Annotated in this window: 19 protein-coding genes; 16 read left to right on the top strand and 3 right to left on the bottom strand. The window is 39.9% G+C overall.

Annotation, left to right across the window (positions count from 1 at the left end):
- Positions 1-102: 102 nt before the first annotated feature.
- The 4 genes from ABD985_RS11615 (at position 103) to ABD985_RS11600 (ending at position 3,667) form a co-directional block, all read left to right on the top strand.
- Complete coding sequence (locus tag ABD985_RS11615) at positions 103-543, top strand: hypothetical protein (protein WP_345371892.1); 441 nt, start codon at positions 103-105, stop codon at positions 541-543.
- Positions 544-577: 34 nt separating this feature from the next.
- The gene (thiL, locus tag ABD985_RS11610) at positions 578-1,633 is read left to right on the top strand and encodes a thiamine-phosphate kinase (RefSeq protein WP_345371890.1); all 1,056 of its coding nucleotides are present in this window, start codon (positions 578-580) and stop codon (positions 1,631-1,633) included.
- A 125-nt stretch (positions 1,634-1,758) separates the two neighbouring features.
- Positions 1,759-2,505 carry a YebC/PmpR family DNA-binding transcriptional regulator gene (locus tag ABD985_RS11605; protein ID WP_345371888.1) on the top strand — a complete coding sequence of 249 codons (747 nt, stop codon included), beginning with the start codon at positions 1,759-1,761 and terminating at the stop codon, positions 2,503-2,505.
- 193 nt (positions 2,506-2,698) lie between these two features.
- Entirely contained in the window at positions 2,699-3,667 is a 969-nt protein-coding gene (locus ABD985_RS11600; RefSeq protein ID WP_345371886.1) for a sodium-dependent bicarbonate transport family permease, read from the top strand.
- Positions 3,668-3,894: 227 nt separating this feature from the next.
- Here ABD985_RS11600 and ABD985_RS11595 read toward each other — a convergent pair whose 3' ends face one another.
- Entirely contained in the window at positions 3,895-5,085 is a 1,191-nt protein-coding gene (locus ABD985_RS11595) for a hypothetical protein (protein WP_345371884.1), read from the bottom strand.
- A gap of 221 nt (positions 5,086-5,306) precedes the next feature.
- Here ABD985_RS11595 and ABD985_RS11590 point away from each other — a divergent pair, with 221 nt between their 5' ends.
- A complete protein-coding gene (locus tag ABD985_RS11590) occupies positions 5,307-6,314 on the top strand; it encodes an alcohol dehydrogenase (RefSeq protein ID WP_345371882.1) in 1,008 nt (335 codons plus the stop codon).
- A 315-nt stretch (positions 6,315-6,629) separates the two neighbouring features.
- Entirely contained in the window at positions 6,630-7,505 is an 876-nt protein-coding gene (locus tag ABD985_RS11585) for a lipase family protein (RefSeq protein WP_345371880.1), read from the top strand.
- A 264-nt stretch (positions 7,506-7,769) separates the two neighbouring features.
- On the opposite strand, the gene ABD985_RS11580 is transcribed toward ABD985_RS11585, so the two are convergent.
- The gene (locus tag ABD985_RS11580; RefSeq protein WP_345371878.1) at positions 7,770-9,095 is read right to left on the bottom strand and encodes an MATE family efflux transporter; all 1,326 of its coding nucleotides are present in this window, start codon (positions 9,093-9,095) and stop codon (positions 7,770-7,772) included.
- Between the two features lie 135 nt (positions 9,096-9,230).
- On the opposite strand from ABD985_RS11580, the gene ABD985_RS11575 reads away from it, so the two are divergent.
- The 10 genes from ABD985_RS11575 to ABD985_RS11530 all read left to right on the top strand — a co-directional run bounded on the left by ABD985_RS11575 (position 9,231) and on the right by ABD985_RS11530 (position 21,279).
- The gene (locus ABD985_RS11575) at positions 9,231-9,722 is read left to right on the top strand and encodes an RNA polymerase sigma factor (protein WP_345371876.1); all 492 of its coding nucleotides are present in this window, start codon (positions 9,231-9,233) and stop codon (positions 9,720-9,722) included.
- Positions 9,706-10,359: a hypothetical protein gene (locus ABD985_RS11570; protein ID WP_345371874.1), complete on the top strand. Its 654-nt coding sequence runs from the start codon at positions 9,706-9,708 to the stop codon at positions 10,357-10,359. The genes ABD985_RS11575 and ABD985_RS11570 overlap by 17 nt, the downstream gene beginning before the upstream one ends.
- A 177-nt stretch (positions 10,360-10,536) precedes the next feature.
- Complete coding sequence (locus tag ABD985_RS11565) at positions 10,537-11,307, top strand: MJ0042-type zinc finger domain-containing protein (RefSeq protein ID WP_345371872.1); 771 nt, start codon at positions 10,537-10,539, stop codon at positions 11,305-11,307.
- 126 nt (positions 11,308-11,433) lie between these two features.
- Positions 11,434-12,795 carry a BamA/TamA family outer membrane protein gene (locus ABD985_RS11560; protein ID WP_345371870.1) on the top strand — a complete coding sequence of 454 codons (1,362 nt, stop codon included), beginning with the start codon at positions 11,434-11,436 and terminating at the stop codon, positions 12,793-12,795.
- 175 nt (positions 12,796-12,970) lie between these two features.
- Positions 12,971-15,322 (top strand): M1 family metallopeptidase, encoded by a 2,352-nt coding sequence (locus ABD985_RS11555; RefSeq protein WP_345371868.1) that lies wholly within the window; start codon positions 12,971-12,973, stop codon positions 15,320-15,322.
- A 147-nt stretch (positions 15,323-15,469) separates the two neighbouring features.
- Positions 15,470-16,120, top strand: a complete 651-nt coding sequence (locus ABD985_RS11550; protein WP_345371866.1) for a DUF2461 domain-containing protein — start codon at positions 15,470-15,472, stop codon at positions 16,118-16,120.
- Positions 16,121-16,251: 131 nt separating this feature from the next.
- The gene (locus ABD985_RS11545; RefSeq protein WP_345371864.1) at positions 16,252-18,099 is read left to right on the top strand and encodes a TrkH family potassium uptake protein; all 1,848 of its coding nucleotides are present in this window, start codon (positions 16,252-16,254) and stop codon (positions 18,097-18,099) included.
- 227 nt (positions 18,100-18,326) lie between these two features.
- Positions 18,327-18,518 (top strand): cold-shock protein, encoded by a 192-nt coding sequence (locus tag ABD985_RS11540; protein WP_345371862.1) that lies wholly within the window; start codon positions 18,327-18,329, stop codon positions 18,516-18,518.
- Between the two features lie 312 nt (positions 18,519-18,830).
- A complete protein-coding gene (locus ABD985_RS11535) occupies positions 18,831-19,859 on the top strand; it encodes a c-type cytochrome (RefSeq protein WP_345371860.1) in 1,029 nt (342 codons plus the stop codon).
- Positions 19,860-19,917: 58 nt separating this feature from the next.
- Positions 19,918-21,279, top strand: coding sequence for an OprD family outer membrane porin (locus tag ABD985_RS11530; RefSeq protein ID WP_345371858.1), 1,362 nt, complete (start codon positions 19,918-19,920; stop codon positions 21,277-21,279).
- Positions 21,280-21,394: 115 nt separating this feature from the next.
- Here the strand turns inward: ABD985_RS11530 and ABD985_RS11525 are convergent, their stop codons facing one another.
- Positions 21,395-22,735: a 1-acyl-sn-glycerol-3-phosphate acyltransferase gene (locus ABD985_RS11525; RefSeq protein WP_345371856.1), complete on the bottom strand. Its 1,341-nt coding sequence runs from the start codon at positions 22,733-22,735 to the stop codon at positions 21,395-21,397.
- Positions 22,736-22,773 lie beyond the last annotated feature (38 nt).

Raw genomic sequence — 22,773 nt, 5'->3', positions numbered from 1 at the left:
AACAAGTTAGGTGAGCGTTCTCAACTCACCGAAGGTGAAACTCAACAGAGTGAAGCTCTACTCAACCAGCGGCGCAAGCCGCCTCAACAAATCAACAACAATATGGCACTTACAGAACTGTATAACGCATACAAAACCGAAACAGCCACTCCCTTAACAGAAGAGCAATTTGAAAAGTTACTTCTATACTTTCCTTGCTTACTGATTGTGGCAAGTGATGGAGTGGTAGATGATGAAGAATGGTATTATGTCAATTACCTGGCTCGTTTCATTGCCCAAAGAGAGATTGGTATGGAGGATATTGAGGAGATGGAAAAATATAAAGCGATTTATTTAAAGGAGATGCAGTATCTTTGTAATCATTTGGGGAACTGGAAGGAGTCTTTCTTAATGAAACTGAAAGAATATTTGGACTTACATCTCCATTTAAAGGATGATTTGGAAGATATTATGGTGGATTTTGCCGAAGCATCCGATGGAATTAGTGAGGAAGAATCAAAAATGATGGACTACCTCAAGGAAACACTGAATGTTTCTTTGTAACTTGCCAACCTTTTTTAAAAAGCAAAAGATTATTATGTCAGCAGAAAAGCAAAAACGAACAGAACTAAAGGATATAGGAGAGTTTGGTCTTATTGATGTATTACAGCAAGATGTAAAACTATACCAAGAGTCGACCAAAAAAGGGATTGGAGATGATGCTGCCGTGATAGATGCTTCTTCAGAGCAGACCGTAGTATCTACCGATATGTTGGTGGAAGGGATTCATTTTGACCTTTCTTATATGCCCTTAAAGCACTTAGGGTATAAAGCTATTGCCGTGAATGTATCGGATATTGCAGCCATGAATGCTGTTCCTAGACAGGTAACCGTAAGTATTGCATTAAGCAACCGCTTCTCTAAGGAAGCAGTAGAAGAACTATATAAAGGAATTAATATTGCTTGTGAGAACTATAAGGTAGATTTAGTTGGAGGAGATACCACTAGCTCTCGTTCAGGCTTGGTGATTTCGGTAACAGCAATTGGTACGGCCAAGGAAGAAAACCTTGCCTACCGTAGTGGAGCAAAACCAGGGGAAATCCTTTGTGTGACAGGGGATCTTGGAGGTGCTTATATGGGCTTGCAGTTGCTGGAAAGAGAGAAGCAAGTGTATATGTCCAATCCGCAAGCGCAACCTGAACTAAAGGATCAGGAATATGTGGTAGGAAGACAATTGCGTCCCGAAGCACGTACCGATATGGTGCATGAGTTCAAGGAGTATGGTATCAAGCCTACATCAATGATTGATATCTCTGATGGACTGGCTTCTGAGGTGATGCATATTTGTAAGAACTCTGAGGTGGGAGCGGTCCTGTATGAGGAGAAATTCCCTGTTGCAGAAGAAACGCTGAAGGCAGCTATGGATTTCCATATTCCTTCTTCTACCGTGGTGTTGAATGGAGGAGAGGATTATGAACTCCTTTTCACCATTAAGCAAGAGGATTACGAAAAAGTGAAGCACAATCCGAATATCTCATTTATCGGATATATTCTGGAAAAGGAGAAAGGGACGCAACTAATTACAAAAGGAAAACAGGTGGTTCCTTTGCAAGCGCAGGGATGGACGCATTTTAAGCAATCAGAAGACGAATAGCATTAAATAAAATCTATTTTTTTTAATATTTTTGCGATATCGTGGAAGTGGGGTGGTCTCATGAAGACAATACCATGTTCACACATCGTGAAATACTAACAGAATATTTATAAAAAGACGTTTTTATGGCAGGACATAGTAAATGGGCCAATATCAAGCACCGTAAGGGTGCACAGGACGCGAAAAGAGGTAAGATATTCACAAAGCTGATCAAAGAGATCTCAATTGCCGCTAAGCTAGGTGGAGGTGACACAGAAACCAACCCTCGTTTGCGTTTGGCAATCCAAAACGCCAAAGGGCAGAACATGCCTAAGGATAACATTGAGAGAGCAGTAAAGAAAGCAACAGGAGCAGATGCGACAGACTATATGGAGTTGACGTACGAAGGGTACGCTCCAGGAGGAATCGCGGTATTTGTGGAATGTTCTACGGATAACCAAAACCGTACGGTATCTGCTGTAAGAAGTTACTTCACTAAAGTAGGCGGTTCTTTGGGTAAGAACGGCTCTTTGGAGTTTATTTTTGACCGTAAAGGTATCTTCGAATTCAACATGCCAGAAGGTGGATTGGATATGGATGAATTTGAGTTGGAGATGGCGGATGCAGGTGCAGAAGATATCGAAGTAATGGATGATTTGATCGTAATTACTTCTGCGATGGAAGACTTTGGTGCAGTCAACAAGAAATTGGAAGACATGGGTATCGAGGTAGCTTCTGCAGGATTGAAGCGTATCCCAAATAACACGAGTACAGTGGATAATGATACGTTGACAAAAGTGATGAAGCTGATCGACAAATTGGAAGATGATGATGATGTACAGCAAGTATATCATAACCTGGAGATTGCTGACGGACAGGAAGAGCTGATCTAATAACAGCTCTAAGTAGTTTCTAAGGAAATATTAATAATAAGGAAGCCATCAATGGAGACATTGATGGTTTTTTTATTTATACATAATTAATATTTATGTATATTAGAAAATATATAAATAAAAATATATCAATTGAATTCCCCACTTTTGTCCCGCAAAATTTTTGAGAACTACATAAAAACAAACTGTACAGATGGATTTAAATTTACTCATAGACAATCTTACCAACCCTGCATTGCTTTTTTTCTTTCTTGGGTTAATTGCCGTGCAGCTAAAAAGTGATCTTGAGATACCTCCTAATTCATCAAAATTTATATCACTCTATCTGCTTTTCTCTATAGGCTTCAAAGGGGGACAGGAATTATCACATAGCGATATAAATGCGGAGATAGGCTGGTCTTTATTATTTGGGGTGTTATTGGCTCTGGTAGTACCTATTTATGCATTCTTGTTGCTTAAAAAGAAATTTGGAGTGTTTAATGCAGGGGCAATTGCTGCGGCTTATGGGTCGGTAAGTGCAGTGACCTTTGTGACGGCCGTTTCTTATCTGGAGTTACACGACATTTACTTTGGCGGCCATATGGTGGCAGTAATGGCCTTGATGGAAGCTCCCTCCATTATTATTGGAGTCCTTCTAATCTCTTGGTTTACCCCAAACAAAGAAGAGAAAACATCCTTATCGGGACTGATCAGACATGCCCTGACCAATGGTAGTGTCTTGCTGATTATAGGTAGTTTGGTCATAGGCTTTTTATCCAGTGAGGAGCAGGCAATGGGGATCAAGCCTTTTACAACGGATATTTTTAAAGGATTTTTAGCTGTATTCTTATTGGATATGGGGATTGTCAGTGGTAAAAAACTAGGGGCACTTCTAAAAGCGGGCTGGTCTCCCTTGTTGTTTTCGATCATCGTTCCCTTAATCAACGGCTGTATTGTGGCGGCCATAAGTACTATGATCACAGAGGAGGTCGGTAATCGATTTTTATTCTCCATACTGGCTGCGAGTGCCTCTTATATTGCAGTCCCTGCGGCCATGAAGCTAGCAGCTCCCAAGGCAAACCCAGGTCTTTATATCCCTATGGCATTGGCGATAACGTTTCCGTTCAATATTACCCTAGGAATGCCGATTTACTTGTCCATTATCAATTTGGGGGTAGGTTAGAGTTTATCACGACTAATTACTTATAAGCAGGAGAAAGCACTGAACTGGTTCAAGAGTTCAAATTCCGAACGAGGTACGAGTAAGGAATTGCTCTTGAACCAAGCGGTTTACCACATTGACTAATTTTTTAGTGTAAAGTTTGAAGCTTTACGCTCTACACTTATTTAATAATCGATCCACTAAGGATGTATTTTCCATAGAAATAGGTAGATATAGCTATTTTATAATTATTCTGTGGGGATTCTTTCCTTTTTGATATTAGGCAAAATATCATAATACTCTTCGATCAACCTCAAGCTGTCCCTTACCTCTTCGAGTTCCCAGATGATAGCGTCAGGAATAAAGCGATAACTATAGCTTCTACGCCTCTCGGTTGTGTTGTACTGATCATATTCTTCCCAGTTAATAGCATCTGTATTGATTAGGTCAATCTGCTCTTTCAGCACTTGACATAACTCATTCATCTTATTTTGATCGTTCTGAGCCAAATAGATTTGTCTCAGGAGGTCTTTAGGATAAGCATAATACCAACTTTCCCTAGCATAGTACCTATGATAATGCTTATGGTTTTCTTTAAAGTTTCTGATAAGAATTTTTTGAAGGATGATAGTGTCTAATGAAATACTTTGTTCTTGACTAAAAGCTGATTTTATATCATCCATTTGTTGCATAGCCTTTTCAGTATGCCACTTCTTTAAGGTGGTTATTGTTTTAGGGCTGAACTTGATACCGTAGTGGATATCAGCTTTCGTTATTTCTTCTTCGATATATTGGAATTCTTGTTCAAACTTAAGTTCGTATATCGTATTGAATTTATCTTGATCAATGGTGGTCGTTAGGTAAAGCGTAAAAGTGACGGCAAGACAAGCGATAAAGGATAGGATAATCCACTTTCCAGTACGGTAGATCAATCGAATCACAAACCAGCTCTGAGCAAAAATCACTAAGGGTATTAGTAAAAATAATAGCCAAAATTCTTCGTATAAGTTGAGTTGATTATCATACCCTGCATGTCCGAAGAGGACTAATAATATCATGGAACCAAAACGGGTGATGACCATAAGTATACTCCAAAAGATGAGCAGGATATTGGTTCGGGATAGTTGTTTATACAGATTATCCATTCTATGCGTGTGTTGATGATTACTCATCCAGACCCATAGTGTGATGGAAAGTCCCAGGACAGCGGCACATAGGGCAAAGAATAGATTGAAAAAAAGCAATTCTTCTTTTTCTAAGATCAAGAGATCAGCAGAGAGAACCGTGAAGATACGAAAGAGCTCCCTAAAATAGTTAATGGTGAATGAAATGGAGAAAGCAGTAATCACGCCTGCTGCAATGCCAATCCAGAAGCGTTTTTCACCAATACCTTCAATTGAAATGATGTTTTTGCTAATTCGTTTATGTGTTTTAGTCATGGAAAAAGTGGGGTGATTTTGGCGTTATTAATGATATATAGATTGTAACGGATATGATTTTTTTAAGTTTCACTCTAAGTCTCCTGTACAAACTACGAAAACCTTAAAAGAATAGAATGCTAAAAAAGATACACCGTCTTTACCCTTTACAGGATAATCCTTACCTTTTCCTGTAGTTTAACCCTTTAATAAATACTATTATTTAACCCAAAGTATCATTTATGAAAGCCGTTCAAGTAACGAAAGCAGGAGGGCCCTTTGAAATTGTAGAAAGGGATATTCCTTCGCCTAAGGCAGGCGAAGTGTTGATTAAAGTACAAGCCTGTGGCGTTTGTCACAGTGATATGTTTGTCAAGGAGGGAGCCTTTCCGGGAATGGAATTTCCAAGAGTACCGGGACATGAGGTCATCGGACTCGTAGAGAAAGTAGGAGAAGGAGTAGACCTATGGGGAAAAGGTCAACGTGTGGGCGTAGGGTGGCACGGAGGACATTGCCATCAATGTACTCCTTGTAGAAAAGGAGATTTTATCAATTGTCAAAATGCGAAAATTACTGGCATCAGCTTCGACGGAGGGTATGCAGAGTATATGGTGGCCCCTCAGGAAGCAGTAGCTTTGGTCCCTGATGAACTGGATGCGATGGAAGCAGCTCCTTTACTTTGTGCTGGTATTACCACTTATAATGCTTTGAGAAATTCAGGGGCTAAGGCAGGAGATGTAGTTGCCGTACAAGGTATTGGCGGTTTGGGGCATTTAGCCATTCAGTTTGCAAACAAAATGGGGTTCAAGACGGTGGCAATTTCTACGAGTGACAGTAAAAAAGAGTTAGCCAAAGAGTTGGGGGCTTCGGTATACGTGAATGTTTCCTCAGAAGACCCTGTGGAGGCACTGCAAGCGCTTGGAGGAGCTTCGGTGATCTTGGCAACCGTGCCCAAGGGCGATGCCATTACTCCATTAATCGATGGTTTAGGGGTAGACGGCAAAATTGTGGTAGTAGGGGCTGGTACAGAAGCGATAGAAGTATCTCCTATGCAGTTGATTATGGGACGAAAAAGTATTAGTGGTTGGCCCAGTGGACATGCCAAGGACTCTGAGGATACTTTGAACTTTAGTGCGCTTACTGGCGCCAAGGCCATGATAGAAACCTATCCTTTAGAGAAGGCAGAAGAGGCTTATAATCAGATGATGGAGAATAAAGCGAGATTTAGGGTGGTATTGAAAATAGCTTAAGAGCTTGTTTGGAATATCTAATTATATTTGTTCAGGTAAATAAGAGTAAAGAGGCTGTCTCATATATTGCGAGATAGCCTTTTTTATTCGGATATTTACTTAGAACATGTTTGGAACCACATCTTTTGGGACAAAACTCCTCTAATTTTGTCTGAAAAAGTCCTGATTATCCCCAAATAGAACCACTATTAGGCTCAAATCAGAACTTTCTCAGTCAATTTATAGAAGTTTTCTCCTCAAAATCTGGATTCCAAACATGTTCTTATTAAAGATAACGACTCAAGGATTGCTACACTCCATCTAACTCAAAAACTAATGGACATCCTCCATCAAAACGAGCACTGTCTCTGCGAAATCGTAGGCAGACGTATGATCTATCACGCTGAACTATCCAAGGAAGAAAAGGAATTTTTACAACAAGCCGGATATCGCTCTCAGTGGTATCCCAATCCTACAGGACATACCACAGATTTGCCTTGTGGACTCACTTATGGGTATTTACTTCCCCAAAGGGCTGATAAGCCTATGATACTTGCTTTTAGAGGAGCAACATGGGGAAACCACTCTTCTGTCATTGCATCTTTCTCTAGGACACCCATTGGGTGGAACTTATATCACCAACACTTTGCACCTCAAGCCGAGCAAGAAGTTACCCGTATAGCGGAACGTATGGACATCAAAATTCTGGTTACAGGACATTCCATGGGAGGGTGTATGGCCCAATATTTCAGCACCCGAAATCCAGCTTATATACAGCATGGGATCACTTTTCAATCACCTGGTATTTTCTTTGATAAGACCTATCAGAAATTTCCTACCACTATAGATGATACTTTACCCAAAGTGAAAATGACTCACCATACGGGAAAGTATGATTGGGCAGACCTTACGGGAGGGAAACATGTTCCCGGAGATATAGTGCTTCATGAATTGCAGGGCTGGAAAATGAAAGTTCCTCCTTTGGTACACCAAACAAACTTATTGTGTACGGCTAACGTGGTGCCTTTAGGAACGTTGTTACCCAACCCTCAATTTCCCCAAGTCATTCATGAGAAAAAGTATGAGAGGCAAGTTTACTTTGGACTTTTTTGGAGTGTAAAGAAATTTCTTGGAGAGTTTATTCGATTAGGCGTAGGGTGGGTTTTAGTGCCTATTTATAAACGAAAATATGCTACACGAAAAATTAGGTAAGAGGGGGGATGTATTAAGGTTGAATAAATAACCGACAGTTGAGGCGTCTTGCGCCGCTAGTTGAGTCCATTACATGGCGTGTTCTGCGTACCGTTGAGTAGTGCTTCGCATGTTGAGTTACAATATTCCTATAAAAACTCAACAGTGCAAAACACTACTCAACCTGCGGCATAAGACGCCTCAACGGCACGTAGTGCCACTCAACAGAGTGGACTAGCAGTATGACGAGTAAATATTCAAACTTAATTCTCTCCAAATAAGCCTTTATATGAATGCCCGCTGAAACAGTGGCTTGCGAAGCAAATACATCAACACCAATACACTGCAAAGATCCATTAAGGTGACACTCCAATAAACACCGCTCACACCAAGTTTTTCTGGAAGTATCCATAAAAAAGGAACCAAAAATAAGAAGACTCTTAACAAAGCCAGCAAAGCAGCCAGAGGAGCTTTTCCTATGGTTTCCAGATAGCTCATACCTGTCATCAAAAAGGTGGAAAGTAATACGATAGACCATAGAATGAGAAAATACACCTCATGGACTTCATAGCTTATCAATTCAGGTAACGATAACCATAGCAGAGGAGTAGAAAATAGTACGCCGATACTCCATAGTAATAACAGAAAAAGAGATCCTCCAAATGTGAATATTTTTAAGGCCTTGATTACCCTATGGTATTGTTGTCCTCCAAAATTGACACCTACCACAGGTTGCATGGCTCTGGAAAAACCTACAGCGACGTATACCATAAAAAGCAAGTAGCGGATAGAGGTTCCTAATACAGCCATGTCTACGTCACTGCCAACTCCTCTCATAGCTCTGAAAATCAAAGTGAATTGCACAAAAAACAATAGTTGCATAGCAATGGCAGCTAATCCATTTTTAAGAAAATAGCCGTAAGGGTGTGTGTTCCATCCTCCCAGACGAGAAGAGAATAAGGGGTCTTTTTGCTTTAAACACCAATAGTTCAACAGTACTACCCCTCCTTCGGCCAATACTGTTGCTATTGCACCTCCCTTCATCCCCATAAGAATGATCAATACGGGAGTACCTATCAAATTCAATAACATTCCTACCAGATAATGCTTTGTAATAGCATTTTCCAATCCTTTCATTTGCATGATTCTCGAAGAGGAAAAAGCGTAGATCCTAAAAGGAATACAGAACACATACCCACTCAAGTACTCTAAGGCTAGTGGTTTGGAACTCAGATGCGTGATGCTAAGCTCTAAATAGGTTTCGATAAAGACTAAGGATAGAACAAGTGCTATACCTCCTAAAAATATGACGGCCGTATTTTGCATTCGATAGGCTTGTTGCTGTCCTTCTTTATCTCCTTTTCCATAGGCATGACTCATAAAAGTAGCTGTTGCCACTGCAACCAACCCTTCCAAGGCAAAAACCAGATAATTAAACGTAAATACACTAATTAGTGCAACCACTCCGGCTTGTCCAATCATATGACCAATAAAGGCACTATCAATAATCAGGTTGAGGGCTACGGTAACAGTAGTGATGATAGACGGAATCGATAGCTTAAAAAATAGACGCCAAATAGAATCTTTCAGTAGTAATGTCCTTGCTTCCATAAAGAATATAATCGTGGTTGGTTTTGGGCAAACGGGAATTTCCGTTATTAAAAATAATTTTCATAAAAAAATACCATATCTCTGTAATAATCTTCCTTTACCGGCTACTAACCATATAAACAAAATCAAGAAAACGTGAGTAGTGATTTTTATACCAACTTCATTCTGCCGTATGCCGGTATTATCATCAAGATATGCCGTGCCTATACCAATACACAAGAAGACTTTGAGGACTTCTATCAGGAGGTCTGCTTGCAAATCTGGAAATCCCGAGAAAACTATAGGGAAGATTCCGATTGGTCAACCTGGATTTATCGTATTACGCTGAATGTATGCCTGACACTCATTCGCAAAGAAAAGCGAGAGAAAAGCAAGAGGGACAGCCAGATCGATACCACTTTGTTGACAGAAGAAAACAAGGCATTCAAAGATGAGTCCTTGAACTTACTCTATGAGGCCATCAAAAGTCTGAAGGAAGTGGACCGGGCAATTATCCTCTTATACCTGGAGGAGAAATCTTATAAAGAGATTGCAGCTATTATCGGGGTAAAAGCCAATGCGGTAGGCGTGAGAATTAACCGAATCAAAGAACGTTTAAAGAAACAATTATATGAAAAAGTCAATTGAAGATATCTGGAAGGAAGGCTTTCTGAATAAAGAGGCATTAGTGGCACCTAAGTTGAACCATCTATACAATCAAAAGTCCGTCGATTTGATTGAGCAGATCATTCATATGGGAAAACTGAACATTGTAATGATCCTGATTTTTGGTATCCTGTTGTTGCTGATAGGCGTTTTGATCCCCTTAGTGAAGTTACCATTTTTATTGCTTTCGGCTGGATTTATCGGTTTGAGCATTTTTGCTTTTTGGAAAGACAAAAGGATAGTCGCTATTGATAAGGGGAAGAATAGCTATGACTATCTTAAGAATTTTGATGCAGCCCTGAAGACTAATAGGGAGATGTATGCACGCCTCTATCGTTTTTTTTATCCGGCAGTATTTTTAGCTATGATGCTGGGGTTTGTTTACTCAGCATATGGAGATAGAATCATCGGACAAATTCTCTTTAAGTTTCCTGACCTTTGGGTAGTAGCGGGAGTACCTGCAGTGATTTTGGGACCAATTATCTTGATCGCAAGCTTTATGATGTTGTTTTCTAGGAAGATTTTTGAATGGGATGTCAAGATTGTGTATGGCAGGGTTCTGATGAAGTTAGAAGAGATGATTGAGGATATGGAAGAGTTAAGAAAGGGGGATGAATAGCAATGTGCTCAGAACTTGAGTTGATGTAGTAAGTAATGTGGAGTAGTGGGGCAAGTCAGAGGCATGGTTGGGTGCTATAATTTAGATCATTGATTTTTATTGTGAGTATGACCGCACTTGGCTATCTTGTTTGAAGCGAATCACTTTTTTATAAACACGATTAATAGCCTTTACACGATGAACTTAACTTGCCCCACTTGCTTCACTTTTTTTACATACGAAGAAAGTACCCTTCCCAAGGGGAAAAGGATCAAATGTAATCATTGCAAAACTACTGCAAATATCAACAAATTTAAATTTGTAGACCAGGAGATTAAAAAAGAAGCCAAAGCCGTCAGGGTAGGACATAGCATTGAGAAAGAATATGGGATAGGTTATCACAAACATTATTTTCAATATGGGAGGATATATCTTGATCGCAAAGATCGTGGCTTTCGTATGGAACTTCAGAATGAACGGTTTAAGTCAGCATCCTTATGGACATTGATAGTTATGATAGCTTGCTTTCTTCCTGTTTCGCTCCTTTTAATTTGGGAAGTTTATTTAGGAAGGGGGGGACTATTTCAAACAATTGTAGTCTCTGTCCCTACGGTGCTGATGGTGTTGTCAATGCTTGTCGCATTGACAGAAGTGGAGCAAATTCTATTGAAAGGGTCCCATTTGGTTTTTAAGAGAAAGCATATTTTTGGCAATGATCAACAAAACATACCGATAGCGGATATCTCTAATATTCAAGTAGTAGAAAAATACGAAAGAGTGAAAAATAAGTCTGGAATACGTAAAACGCGGACAATATATAAAGCAGTTATTTATTGGGATGATGATCAATATATTTTCTTTGATTCTACCTCTTCAGATGAAAAAAAATGGGCAATTACTCAATTAAAAGAAATAATTTTACTTGCCAAAAGAACAGAAAAAGGCTCCGTTTACCATAAGGTAGATTGATGAAGTGGGCAGGTATCCGTATTTCCCTATTTTCTTTCAGAGCATTATTTAATAGCATTCAAGTCCTTCTTTTCGTAGAATTTTAAATATATTGAACGGATTTTTTACCTATTAAACTTTCGTTCAATGACTTTTCTATTCAATCACCGACAAGGCATTTTGTGCGTGCGCAAAATGTTTTTGTCATTCTTTTTATGGGCGTTTACTTTTTCACTTCATGCCCAACAAACGTCTTTACTGACAGACACTGACACGGTGAGTATTCATAAGGTGGAAGTTAAACGTAACTGGATGACCTGGGATCTGATTGTTAAAAATGAACTAACCTTTCAGGAAGGGGAGACCATTACCAAAAAGCAACTGGATACTTCCATCAAGCGAATCTGGAATATTGGGAACTTCGCTGATGTGAAATACGACATCACCAACGTTAATGGAGAAAATATATTGACCATTCAGGCGTTGGATGCGGTAAAGTTTTATCCCTTGATTGTGTTGGATCATAGTAGTGAGGATGATTACCGCTATCAGCTGGGAGTTGCTGATGAGAACTTTCTAGGAAGTAACAGTTATTTCCGCCTTTCCTGGGATAAGCAACCCGTAGGCACCTCATGGAACTTTGATTTTACTCTTCCACGACAGCTGATGTACAAGAATATGTATCTCCGTTTTGGTTTTGTGACGGGGAAAGAGGTGCGAAGACAGCTGGAGCGGGAAGTGATTCGGGATGAGAATAATCAGGTCGTAGAGGTGAACTATATACCTCAGCTATTGGCACCATTTGATAAAATGGAAGTATACACCAAAATTGGAAACCCTTGGCATAAGGACTATGAGTACCGTTTTTCTCCTGACCTGGATTTACGTTATAGCCGTCATAGAAGCAACTTGGGATTATTGGAAGGGGAAGAGCAAATTGCCCCCATTACGGTTCGGGATATTCAGAACGATTACCTGACTATAGGTCTTTCTGAACAATATGGGATGATTGATTCTCAAAGACATCGCCGCAATGGGTATCGTTTGAGTGGTTCCATTGCTACAAGTATTGGTTTGAATTCATATACCAAAAGTTTTCAGACCTATACTTTAAATGCAGAATACCATAAGGTTTACAATAAGCTACTGCAATTAAGCTTTTGGGGAAGAACAGGATATACCACCGCTGAACCCATGTATCAGTTTAGTAAGGGAGCTTCAGATGTGTTGGGAATCCGTTTTGGTGAGTTGTATGGAAAGTCCTTCTATTCTGCTTATGCGGGTGCTCATTTCACTTGGATTAACAAGAACTGGTTGGCAGTAGAAAACGCTTATTTTCTGAACTGGGGAAATGGAAGTGAAGATCCTATTTCTCTTTTTGGAGAAAAACCAAAAATGTCCATAGGAACCTCTTTTGTTTTTCAGGTACCTGTAGCGCCTTTACTGTATGCTAAAGTGACTTTTATGTATGCTGGAGCAGGGACAGAATGGTTTAAATTCCAAATGTAATATAGGGGCGTGTCATAGGCACGTTCGAAATAGGAAAAATGATTTTTATGAATGAATCGTTAATTTCTGTAAATCATTTTTTATCTTTGACTGACTTGGCTAAAGCTGATGTGACTACTTACCAAGTACTGCAATCACTTTTTATTATACTATTTACAAACCAATTCATTTGGAAATGAACTATTTGTGTCAAAAGAAAAAGCAATTTTGGGCGTTGCTATTGGCAATGCTTACCTTCTCTGTTGCTGCTGCACAAGAAGGGTACAACAATTCAAAGTTTAAACAACTAGACGAAAAACTTCCTACACCTAACGTATATCGTGCAGGATCTGGTGCTCCAGGACATGCATACTGGCAGCAGCGTGCAGATTATGTGATCGATGCGACTTTAGATGAGAATAAGCATCGTTTGGATGGGTCTGAGAAGATCACCTATACCAACCAATCTCCAGACGTATTGACTTACCTATGGGTGCAGTTGGACCAGAATATGCGTGCGACAGATTCTGATTCTTATAAAATCCGTCAGGGAAAAATGAGAGAGAAGATGACTGTAAAGTCATTTGAGGCGATGGAAGGCTTCCCGAACTATGACGGTGGGCATAAGATTAAGGCTGTAAAAGATGCGGAAGGTAAAGACATGAAATACATCATCAACAAAACGATGATGCGTATTGACTTGGAGCAACCATTGAAGCAAGGAGATCAAATCACTGTTCAGATCGATTGGTACTACAACATCAACGACCGTAACCTAATGGGTGGCCGTGGTGGCTTTGAGTACTTCGAGAAAGATGGTAATACGATCTACACGATCACACAGTGGTTCCCAAGAATGGCTGTTTATGATGACGTAAACGGATGGCAGAACAAGCAGTTCTTAGGATCAGGTGAGTTTGCATTGCCTTTCGGTGATTACAAAGTAAGAATGACTGTTCCTGCAGATCACATCGTAGCTTCTACAGGTGAGTTGAAAAATGCTGAGGAAGTATTGACTGAGGAGCAGAGAAAATTGTTCGAGAAGTCAAAAACAGCGGATAAGCCAGTAGTCATCGTTTCTCAGAAAGAAGCGACAAAGAAAGAGAAGAAGAAATCCAAAGAGATGAAAACATGGGAGTTCCACGCAGAGAACGTAAGGGACTTTGCATGGGGTAGCTCAAGAAAATACATCTGGGATGCCATGGGTGTTGACATCGAAGGTAAAACGGTGATGGCCATGTCATATTATCCAAAAGAGGCTAACCCGCTTTACGGTCAGTACTCTACTGAGGCGGTAGCACATACTTTGGAAGTATATTCTAAGCACACGATTCCTTACCCATATCCGGTAGCGATCTCTGTAGAGGCATCAAACGGAATGGAGTATCCAATGATCTGTTTCAACTACGGTAGACCTGATGAGGATGGTACTTACTCTGACCGTATCAAGTACGGTGCGATCTCTGTAATTATTCACGAGGTAGGACACAACTTCTTCCCTATGATTGTAAACTCTGACGAGCGTCAGTGGACATGGATGGACGAAGGGTTGAATACATTTATGCAGTTCTTGGCTGAGCAAGAGTGGGAAGAAGGTTACCCTTCAAGAAGAGGTTACCCAGAGAACATTGTTCCTTACATGAAAGGTGAGAAAGGCAATATCATGCCTATTATGACCAACTCAGAGGCGATCAAGCAATTTGGTAATAATGCTTACGGTAAACCAGCAACAGCGTTGAACATCTTGAGAGAGACCGTAATGGGTCGTGAGTTGTTTGACTATGCATTTAAAGAGTATGCGAGAAGATGGGCGTTTAAGCACCCTATGCCAGCAGACTTCTTCCGTACAATGGAGGATGCATCAGCAGTTGACTTGGATTGGTTCTGGAGAGGTTGGTTCTACACCACAGACCACGTGGATATCAGCATTGCAGAGGTAACTCCTTTCGTGATCGATTCTAAGAATCCTGACAAGGAGATGGCACAGTTGAAGAAAGAGAGAGATTCTCGTAGACCAAACATGACGGTACAAATCAACGAGAAGATTGACCTGAAAAGGAGAAATGAAGAACGTCCAGGTTTGAATGACTTCTATAATAGCTATGATCCATTGGATGTAACAGCAGAGCAAAGAGCCGCTTACAAGCGTTACTATGCTTCTCTGTCATCAGAGGAGAAGGCTTTGATGAATGCAAAGAAATACTATTACGAAATCGAATTTGCGAACGAAGGTGGCTTGGTAATGCCAGTAATCGTAGAAATGCAGTTTGAGGACGGTTCTACAAGAGAAGAGCGTATTCCAGCAGAAATCTGGTTGAAGAACGAGAAGAATGTTTCTAAGGTATTCGTAACAGACAAGCCAGTAGCACAGTTTGTATTGGATCCACACAGAGAAACAGCGGATGTTGATACAGAAAACAACTATTTCCCTCGTAAGCCACAGATGTCTAAGTTTGAGATCTTCAAGCGTGATGCGGCTGCCAGAGGTGCTTCTAGAGGACAAAATCCTATGCAGAAAGCAAAAAAAAGTAAATCGGTAGGCAAGTAATTAGCCTTTTGATTCATAAAAGAGCCTGTTACCTTCAAGGTAATAGGCTTTTTTTAGTTATGAGTTTGGAGTGATGAAGGTGAATTTTCTAAACTTATAATTCATCACTCATCATTCATAATTCCAAACTCACCACCCCAGACGAACATGAAAGATATATTCTCATTTCTCAATGACCTTTCTTTGCATAATGATAGGGAATGGATGCAAGAGCATAAACCTCAGTATCAACAAGCAAAGAAGCAAGTGCAGGAAGTTGTAGCTTCCTTGATTGAAGGAGTCACTCAGTTTGATCCTGCCATTATGGGTTTAACTCCTAAGGATTGCTTATTCCGTCTGCATAGAGATACCCGGTTTAGTAAAGACAAGACACCCTATAAAACGAACTTTGGAGCCTCCATTAAAGAGGGAGGACGCAAGAGCATTCAAGCGGGCTATTACTTACACTTGCAGCCTGGGAATTCTTTCGTGGGAGGAGGAACCTATATGCCAGCGGCTACCGAGCTAAAGAAGATCCGACAAGAGATAGACTATTGTGGAGAGGAGTTTCGTTCCATTATAGAAGAACCGGAGTTTGTTAAAACGTTTGGAGAAATCTATGGAGAACGTTTGAAAACTGCGCCCAAGGGATACCCCAAGGATCATCCCGATATTGACTTGCTCCGTTTAAAGAGCTTCGTGGTACTTCGCCCTTTCTCTGATAGAGAAGTAATGCAAAAATATTTTTTGAATAAGGCTTTAGAAGTGTGCCAACAGTTAAAGCCAATGAATGATTTTATCAATCGGTCATTTGATTAATTTTATTGAATTGTTGAGTCCATTACATGGCGTAGACTTTATACTGTTGAGATGCACCTTCGGTCAGTTGAGTTTTATCGTTGAGGACTATTCACTGATAACTGCTCACTGCTCACTGATAACTGAAAAAAATGAGAGGACAGCTTAATAAGACGATATATGGATGGAATCAGCACCTCTATCCGGTGTTGTATTTTATCTCTTGGCTCATGGTGGGAGCGGGGATAGCTTCCTTGGTATATCGTTATGGGTTTTACCTATCGGAAGAGGAAATCCGAGGGGTAGAGCGAAACGTAGATGGGATTTTTGCGATTTTTACTACTATTTATACCCTAAGGGTAGTAACCTCATTACACTGGAAGGCCTATCTTCGGAGTACTTGGCTAGAAGGCTTGGTGAATTCCATCGTATTGTTTCATGGAGTAGCTCGCTATGTGGGGGGAGTGAATATCTTACGATATTTGCAGGAGTCTTCAGCGATGACAGATTTAGCCTACCAACATTATATTTCTGTCTACCTACTTATTTTTATCCTGATAGAGGTAGCCAAAGGATCTACACTCATTGCTCGTTTGGATATTAAGCCTGCGACAACCTTTATTTTCAGTTTCGTAGTTTTAATCTTGTTAGGTACTTTTCTATTGATGCTTCCTACGGCAACGATTACCCAGCATAGCATGCCTTTATTAGATGCCTTGTTTACAGCCGTAAGCGCCTCTTGTGTTACTGGTTTGGCAGTAGTAGACACAGGGCAGTTTTTTACCTTTAAAGGGCAGCTAGTGATCTTGTTTTTGGCGCAGGTAGGAGGAATAGGGATTGTCTCTTTTGCTACCTTTTTTGCTACATTTCTTTCTAAAGGAGTAAACCTGAAACATCAATCTATTATACAAGACTTTTTAAGTAGTGAAGACTTGTCTTCGGCTACCTCTTTACTCAGAAGGGTTATCTTTTTGACATTGCTTATTGAGTTTATTGGAGGGGTTGCCATCTTTTTATCCTGGAGTGAGGAGTTACAGTTTAATAGTCTTTCGGATAAGATATTTTATTCTGTATTTCATTCGATATCTGCATTCTGTAATGCTGGCTTTAGCCTATTCTCCGATAGTTTGAATACCTATATGTATTCTGATGAGACTACTGCTTTTATACAAGAAGGGATGTTAATCGATATCCGTAGAATGTATGGGTTCCATTTGGTAATAGCCGTTCTAATTATCTTTGGGAGTATGGGATTTACAACGATAGAGGATGTATTATCTCCAAGTAGGCTGAAGTTGCGTTTAAAACAACCTTGGAAAGGGTGGAAGATAGGTACCCGTATGACCATCGTGTCTACAGTGTTGCTACTAATATTGGGAACAATAGCTGTTATGCTCTTGGAAATAGAACAACTGCGACAAGACAAGAGTATCACAGAAGCATTGATTACTGCTTTCTTTCAGTCGGTGACTACCCGAACGGCCGGCTTCAATACGATGGATTTTGGAAGCATGAAGCAATCCACGATCATCGTGATGATGTTCTTGATGTTTATTGGTGCGGCTCCAGGTTCTACAGGAGGAGGGATTAAGTGTACGACATTTTATGTGTTAGTCCTTTCTGCTATAGGGGATATCAGAGGTCAAAAAAATATTGTTATCAATCGAAGAACCATATCCCCTATGGTGGTCCGCAAGGCGTATTCCTTGTTGGTGTTTTCTATGACCTATAATGTGATGGCGATTTTCTTGCTGACGATCACCGAAGAGGGGAATGCGAATATTGGCATATTAGAACTGGCATTTGAGCAAATATCTGCTTTTGGAACGGCCGGCATTAGTATGGGCATTACTGGAGACCTTTCCAGTTGGGGGAAAGTAATCATTATTCTTTCTATGTATATCGGAAGGGTAGGGACATTAACCTTGGCCCTGGCCTTGAGTAGTAGGGTATATACTAACTCTTTCCAATATCCGGAAGAGCATGTGATGGTGGGGTAACGTTTTTAATGAAGAATGAAGAATGAAGAATGAGGAATGAAGTAAAATTTGCGTCCGTTAACGGACGTTTTTAGTGATTTTTGGAGGAAAAAGTCCTATTTATCTATATTAACGCACATTATTTCAAGAAAAAATAGGAATAAGCAAAACATTCCTCTACTTTGCAGCATATTATTTATTTCTATTACAGAATGTCGCTTGAAAGTAGCGCATTCAATAAGTTTATTATGAAAACAGGAACAGTAAAATTCTTCAACGAATCTAAAGGATTTGGATTTATCGTTGACTCTCAAACTAATGAGGAGTACTTTGTACACGTAACAGGTCTAGTGGACAATGTTCAGGAAGGTGATACAGTAAACTTTGAGCTGAAAGAAGGCAGAAAAGGTTTGAACGCTATCAACGTAGAAAGAGCTTAATTATATATTTTATATAATAAGTACGCGGAAAGGGTTGTTGATCTTCGGATTAGCAACCCTTTTTTGTCGAATTTAGAAAACGAATTCCTGATCTAGTTTCTGGAATTAAAAAGGTGAAAGGACTTCATAGAATATGAGTCATCTACGAAATATGGATTCGGGATGACTCATTTTTTTTGATAGAAAAACATATGATACTTTTCACATATGATAAAATATATATATGTTTGTATGTATATATCATCATGTAATGATGATATCTATCAGTAATTGATTGATAATCATAACAACCATCATTATAATTATTATCATATGAAACAGCAGGATTCATCACTTTTGTCAATAGTGAAGTTGACGAAACTAATCCTACTTATGGTAGGGTTACTATTTTTTACGGCAGTAATCAGTACTGCGTATCTATTAAGAGATGGCGGAGATAAGCCTATTTTTAGTATTGTACTACCGAATGGACAAGAGGAAGAGGGGATAGAGCAATACCAAAAGAAAGAATTTTTTATAGTGAAGGACACCAGTGGTTTAGGGCAATCATTGGAAGAGGAATATATCAAGTATGGGTATACCTTGATCAATGAAACGTATAAGCATATTGGGCCATTGGCGGATAATCCTGATATGCGTTATGCAGGGAATAACTTGGCGTGTAAAAACTGTCATTTGGACGCAGGGCAGAAGAAGTTTGCGGCACCTTATGTAGGACTATTTGGACTCTTTCCTCAGTATAGAGGGAGAGAAAATAAGATAGGAACATTAGAAGAGCGAATTAATGGATGTATGGAGAGAAGTATGAATGGCAAAAAGCTTCCAAAAGATGGGAAAGAAATGAAGGCAATGGTAGCCTATATGAAGTGGTTAAGTGAAGGGGTACCTACTGGAACCAAATTGGAAGGAAGGGGTTTTTTAGCCCTTCAAGTTCCTGACCGAAAGGCAGATTTAGGTAAAGGGAAAGAGGTTTACGCTAAAAAATGTCAAAGCTGTCACGGACAAGAGGGTAAAGGAGTTTCGAATGATATTGGTGGATATATTTACCCGCCTTTGTGGGGTGAGGATAGCTACAATCATGGTGCTGGTATGCATAGAGTATTAACGGCTGCTCGTTTTATAAAAGGGAATATGCCATTGGGAGCAACCTATGAGAAACCACTTTTGTCAGATGAAGAGGCATTTGATGTTGCAGCCTACATTAACTCCCACTCCAGACCCCTTAAAGAAAATACTGAAAAGGATTACCCTGACTTAAGTAGAAAGCCAATGGATTCTCCTTACCCTCCATTTGCAGATAACTTGTCTGCGGAACAACATAAATACGGTCCTTTCCATTAACAGAAGTTGCCCTAATTATTGTAGACTTACTAGAAAAATTAAATCAATGATGAAGAATGTGAATAATAGAAAAAAGACTTACCTACTTTTTCTATTGATGGGAGTTTCTATGTTTAGTGCAGCGCAGGATAGTTTATGGAGGAATCTTGTAAAGGGAAATATAGAAGGAGAGTGGCGATCATTTTATATGGCTACAGATAATACAGAGGAGTTAAAGAACTTTCAAGCTTTGACTACAGGAGGACGTGTAGGGTATGGTACGAGGTTTTATAAAGGCTGGTCTTTGTATACATCACTGTATCTTAGTCAAAGTTTAGGGATTGAAGACTTAACTGTACAGGATATAGAAACTCGTAAGGGAAGTCGTTACGAAATAGGACTTCTGGATGTCGAAGATCCTAGTAAACGAACCGTATTGTTATGGGGAGAAGCATACCTTAAGTATGCAGATGATTCACAGCAACTACGTATAGGGCGTATGCGTTTGAATACCCCTTTCCTCAACTTGCAGGATGGACGAATGATCCCTACGTTGGTAGAAGGAGCATGGTATAAGTTTGGAAAAGAAAAATGGTCGGTACAGGGAGGTGCTATTTGGCGAATAGCACCTCGTTCCTCTTCCAGGTTTTATGGGATAGGAGAGAGCATTGGTGTATACCCAACAGGTAGAAGTGTTACTGGAGACGCAGCAGGATATAGAGATCATACACACTCCAATTTGATCTTGATTGGAAATATGAATTATACTCCTAATAAGAGTGTCAAGTGGGAATTATGGGATTACTGGGTACACAACATCATGCATATGCCTTACACTACCTTAATTTGGAATAAATCCTCCTTTAACTGGAAGTGGACTTTGGGTGCGCAGTATGCTTTGCAGCACCAAATTGGAGAGGGTGGAAATGAGCAGTTGAGTAATAGGTATTTTGACAATAATAGTGTGATCCATATGGTGGGGACACGATTAGGAGCAGCGTATAGAGGTTGGAAGCTAACTCTTAATGGTAATATCATTCGAGGAGATGGTCGTTTTCTTTTTCCAAGGGAATGGGGGAAAGAAGCCTTTTTTACCTTTCAAAAGAGAGAAAGAAGTGAAGGGACAGCTAATTCAGAAGCATTGATGTTACAACTCAGTAGACAGTGGGAATTTACTCAATGGAAGCTTACAATGATTGCAGGATATGGATACTATTGGAGAAACCACCCTTCAGAAGCTATTAATAACAAGTATGCGATGCCAACGTATGAACATCTGAATTTTGATATTTTTGTAAATCTCGGAAAACGATGGAAGTTAGAATACCTTATGGCTTATAAAAGGAGTCAGGATGAGTTAGCACAACAATCAGGGTTTATAATCAATAAGGTAGATATGGTCAACCACAACTTACAGCTAAGGTACCGTATTGGAGGGTAAAAAATGTTGTTGAAAGCAGTTGAATCGAGCTTTGCTCAATTCCACTGCCTTCAACTGGTCGTAAGCTCCAGCTTACGACCCAAAAGCACTTTGGAGGCTCCAGCCTCCAGTTCTATCAAGAAGCCGCCAGCTGTTTCTTATTCCCTGCCAAATAGATCAGTTCTGTCAATTCCTTTTCTTCTTCCAATAAAGCCTTGGCTGTTTTCTTATTGAATGCCTTTGTCCAATACCATTTCATACGGAAGTAAGTATGCTCAAAGTGATACCTCATTTTATTGGCAAACAGCCCTGATAGAGGAAGAGAGAGTGCGTAGGTTAGTGTCACTTCCCAGGTATCTGTTACCGAAGCGATGATGCCTGTATAAATACTGTAAAACAATGGTAAGCTTAATAGAGATACCGCAAAACGGAACATACTATAAGCATCCTTGTCCTTGGACGTACTCGCTACTTTATGAGATAGGAATAAGGGGATGATATGGTGTAAGACTCCCCAAAGAAATAAAGGAGCTGAGAGTATACTTCCAATCCCTTTTTTGATACTCATAGGTGTCAAGAACTGTCCGATATTACGTTTCTTTACTCCCATTTTATTGAGTAAAACGGTCAGTTTATTGGCCTTAGCTTGTATATTTTTCCAAGGCTCAGGCTGCTGCTCTTTGATTTCCTTAAGGTGATCTGCATACTGTTGTGTCGCTTGGATACGCTCCAAATGAGATTTTTGATGCAGGAGTTTACGTTCATAGAGGTTCGCAACTTCGAAGACCTCCTGATCAGGGATGTGAAGTAGTAGTTCCTTCATTTCCGCTTGAACATCTTTAGTAAACTGATTGATGGTCTTCACAGGATTCTCCTCATATTCGGAGATATAATCCTTTAGGTCAATAGGTTTTCCATATTGTACCAGCAAATCCGTACTCTGTTTACTAAAGCTACCGTAGTCAATACCTACAGGTACAACTTTTAGATCCAAAGTATGGTCAGTATCTTCACTAGACTGAAAAGCCAATCTAGCCAGACCTTTTTTCAGGCCTCTTAGACGCTTGGTCCCTTCTGTGCTGCCTTCTGGATGGATGACCAGTGTGCGTTCCTTTATTAAATGATCCTTGGCAATTTCAAATACCAGGTCATTCTTATCAGTGACTGTTTTGAAGCCGTCCCGAATACGGTAAATAGGCAATATTTTCAGGAAGGTAAGAATTTTTGCTATGGTGCCTTGTTTGAAGATATCGGCCCTCGCCATAAAAACAGGCTGCCCCTTGGTTGTAAACAACACAGCCAAAGGGTCCATCAGGTGATTAGGATGGTTGGGAGCTAGAATCACAGCTCCTTTCTTTGGAAGGTTTTCCCTTCCAACAATACTTACTTTACGGTAGTAATATTGATTATGCGCTAAGGCAATCAATTTTTTTAAGCTACCATAGATCCTTGAGTGATCCCCGATTTGCTTATTCATAGTATAAAAAATCTTCCCTTCTTGTAATAAGTTGCTTA

The sequence above is a fragment of the Algivirga pacifica genome, from assembly GCF_039543525.1.
Classification (GTDB): Bacteria; Bacteroidota; Bacteroidia; order Cytophagales; family Flammeovirgaceae; genus Algivirga; species Algivirga pacifica.
Note: the sequence above shows the minus strand (reverse complement) of the source record. Positions and strands in the feature narration are given on the sequence as shown.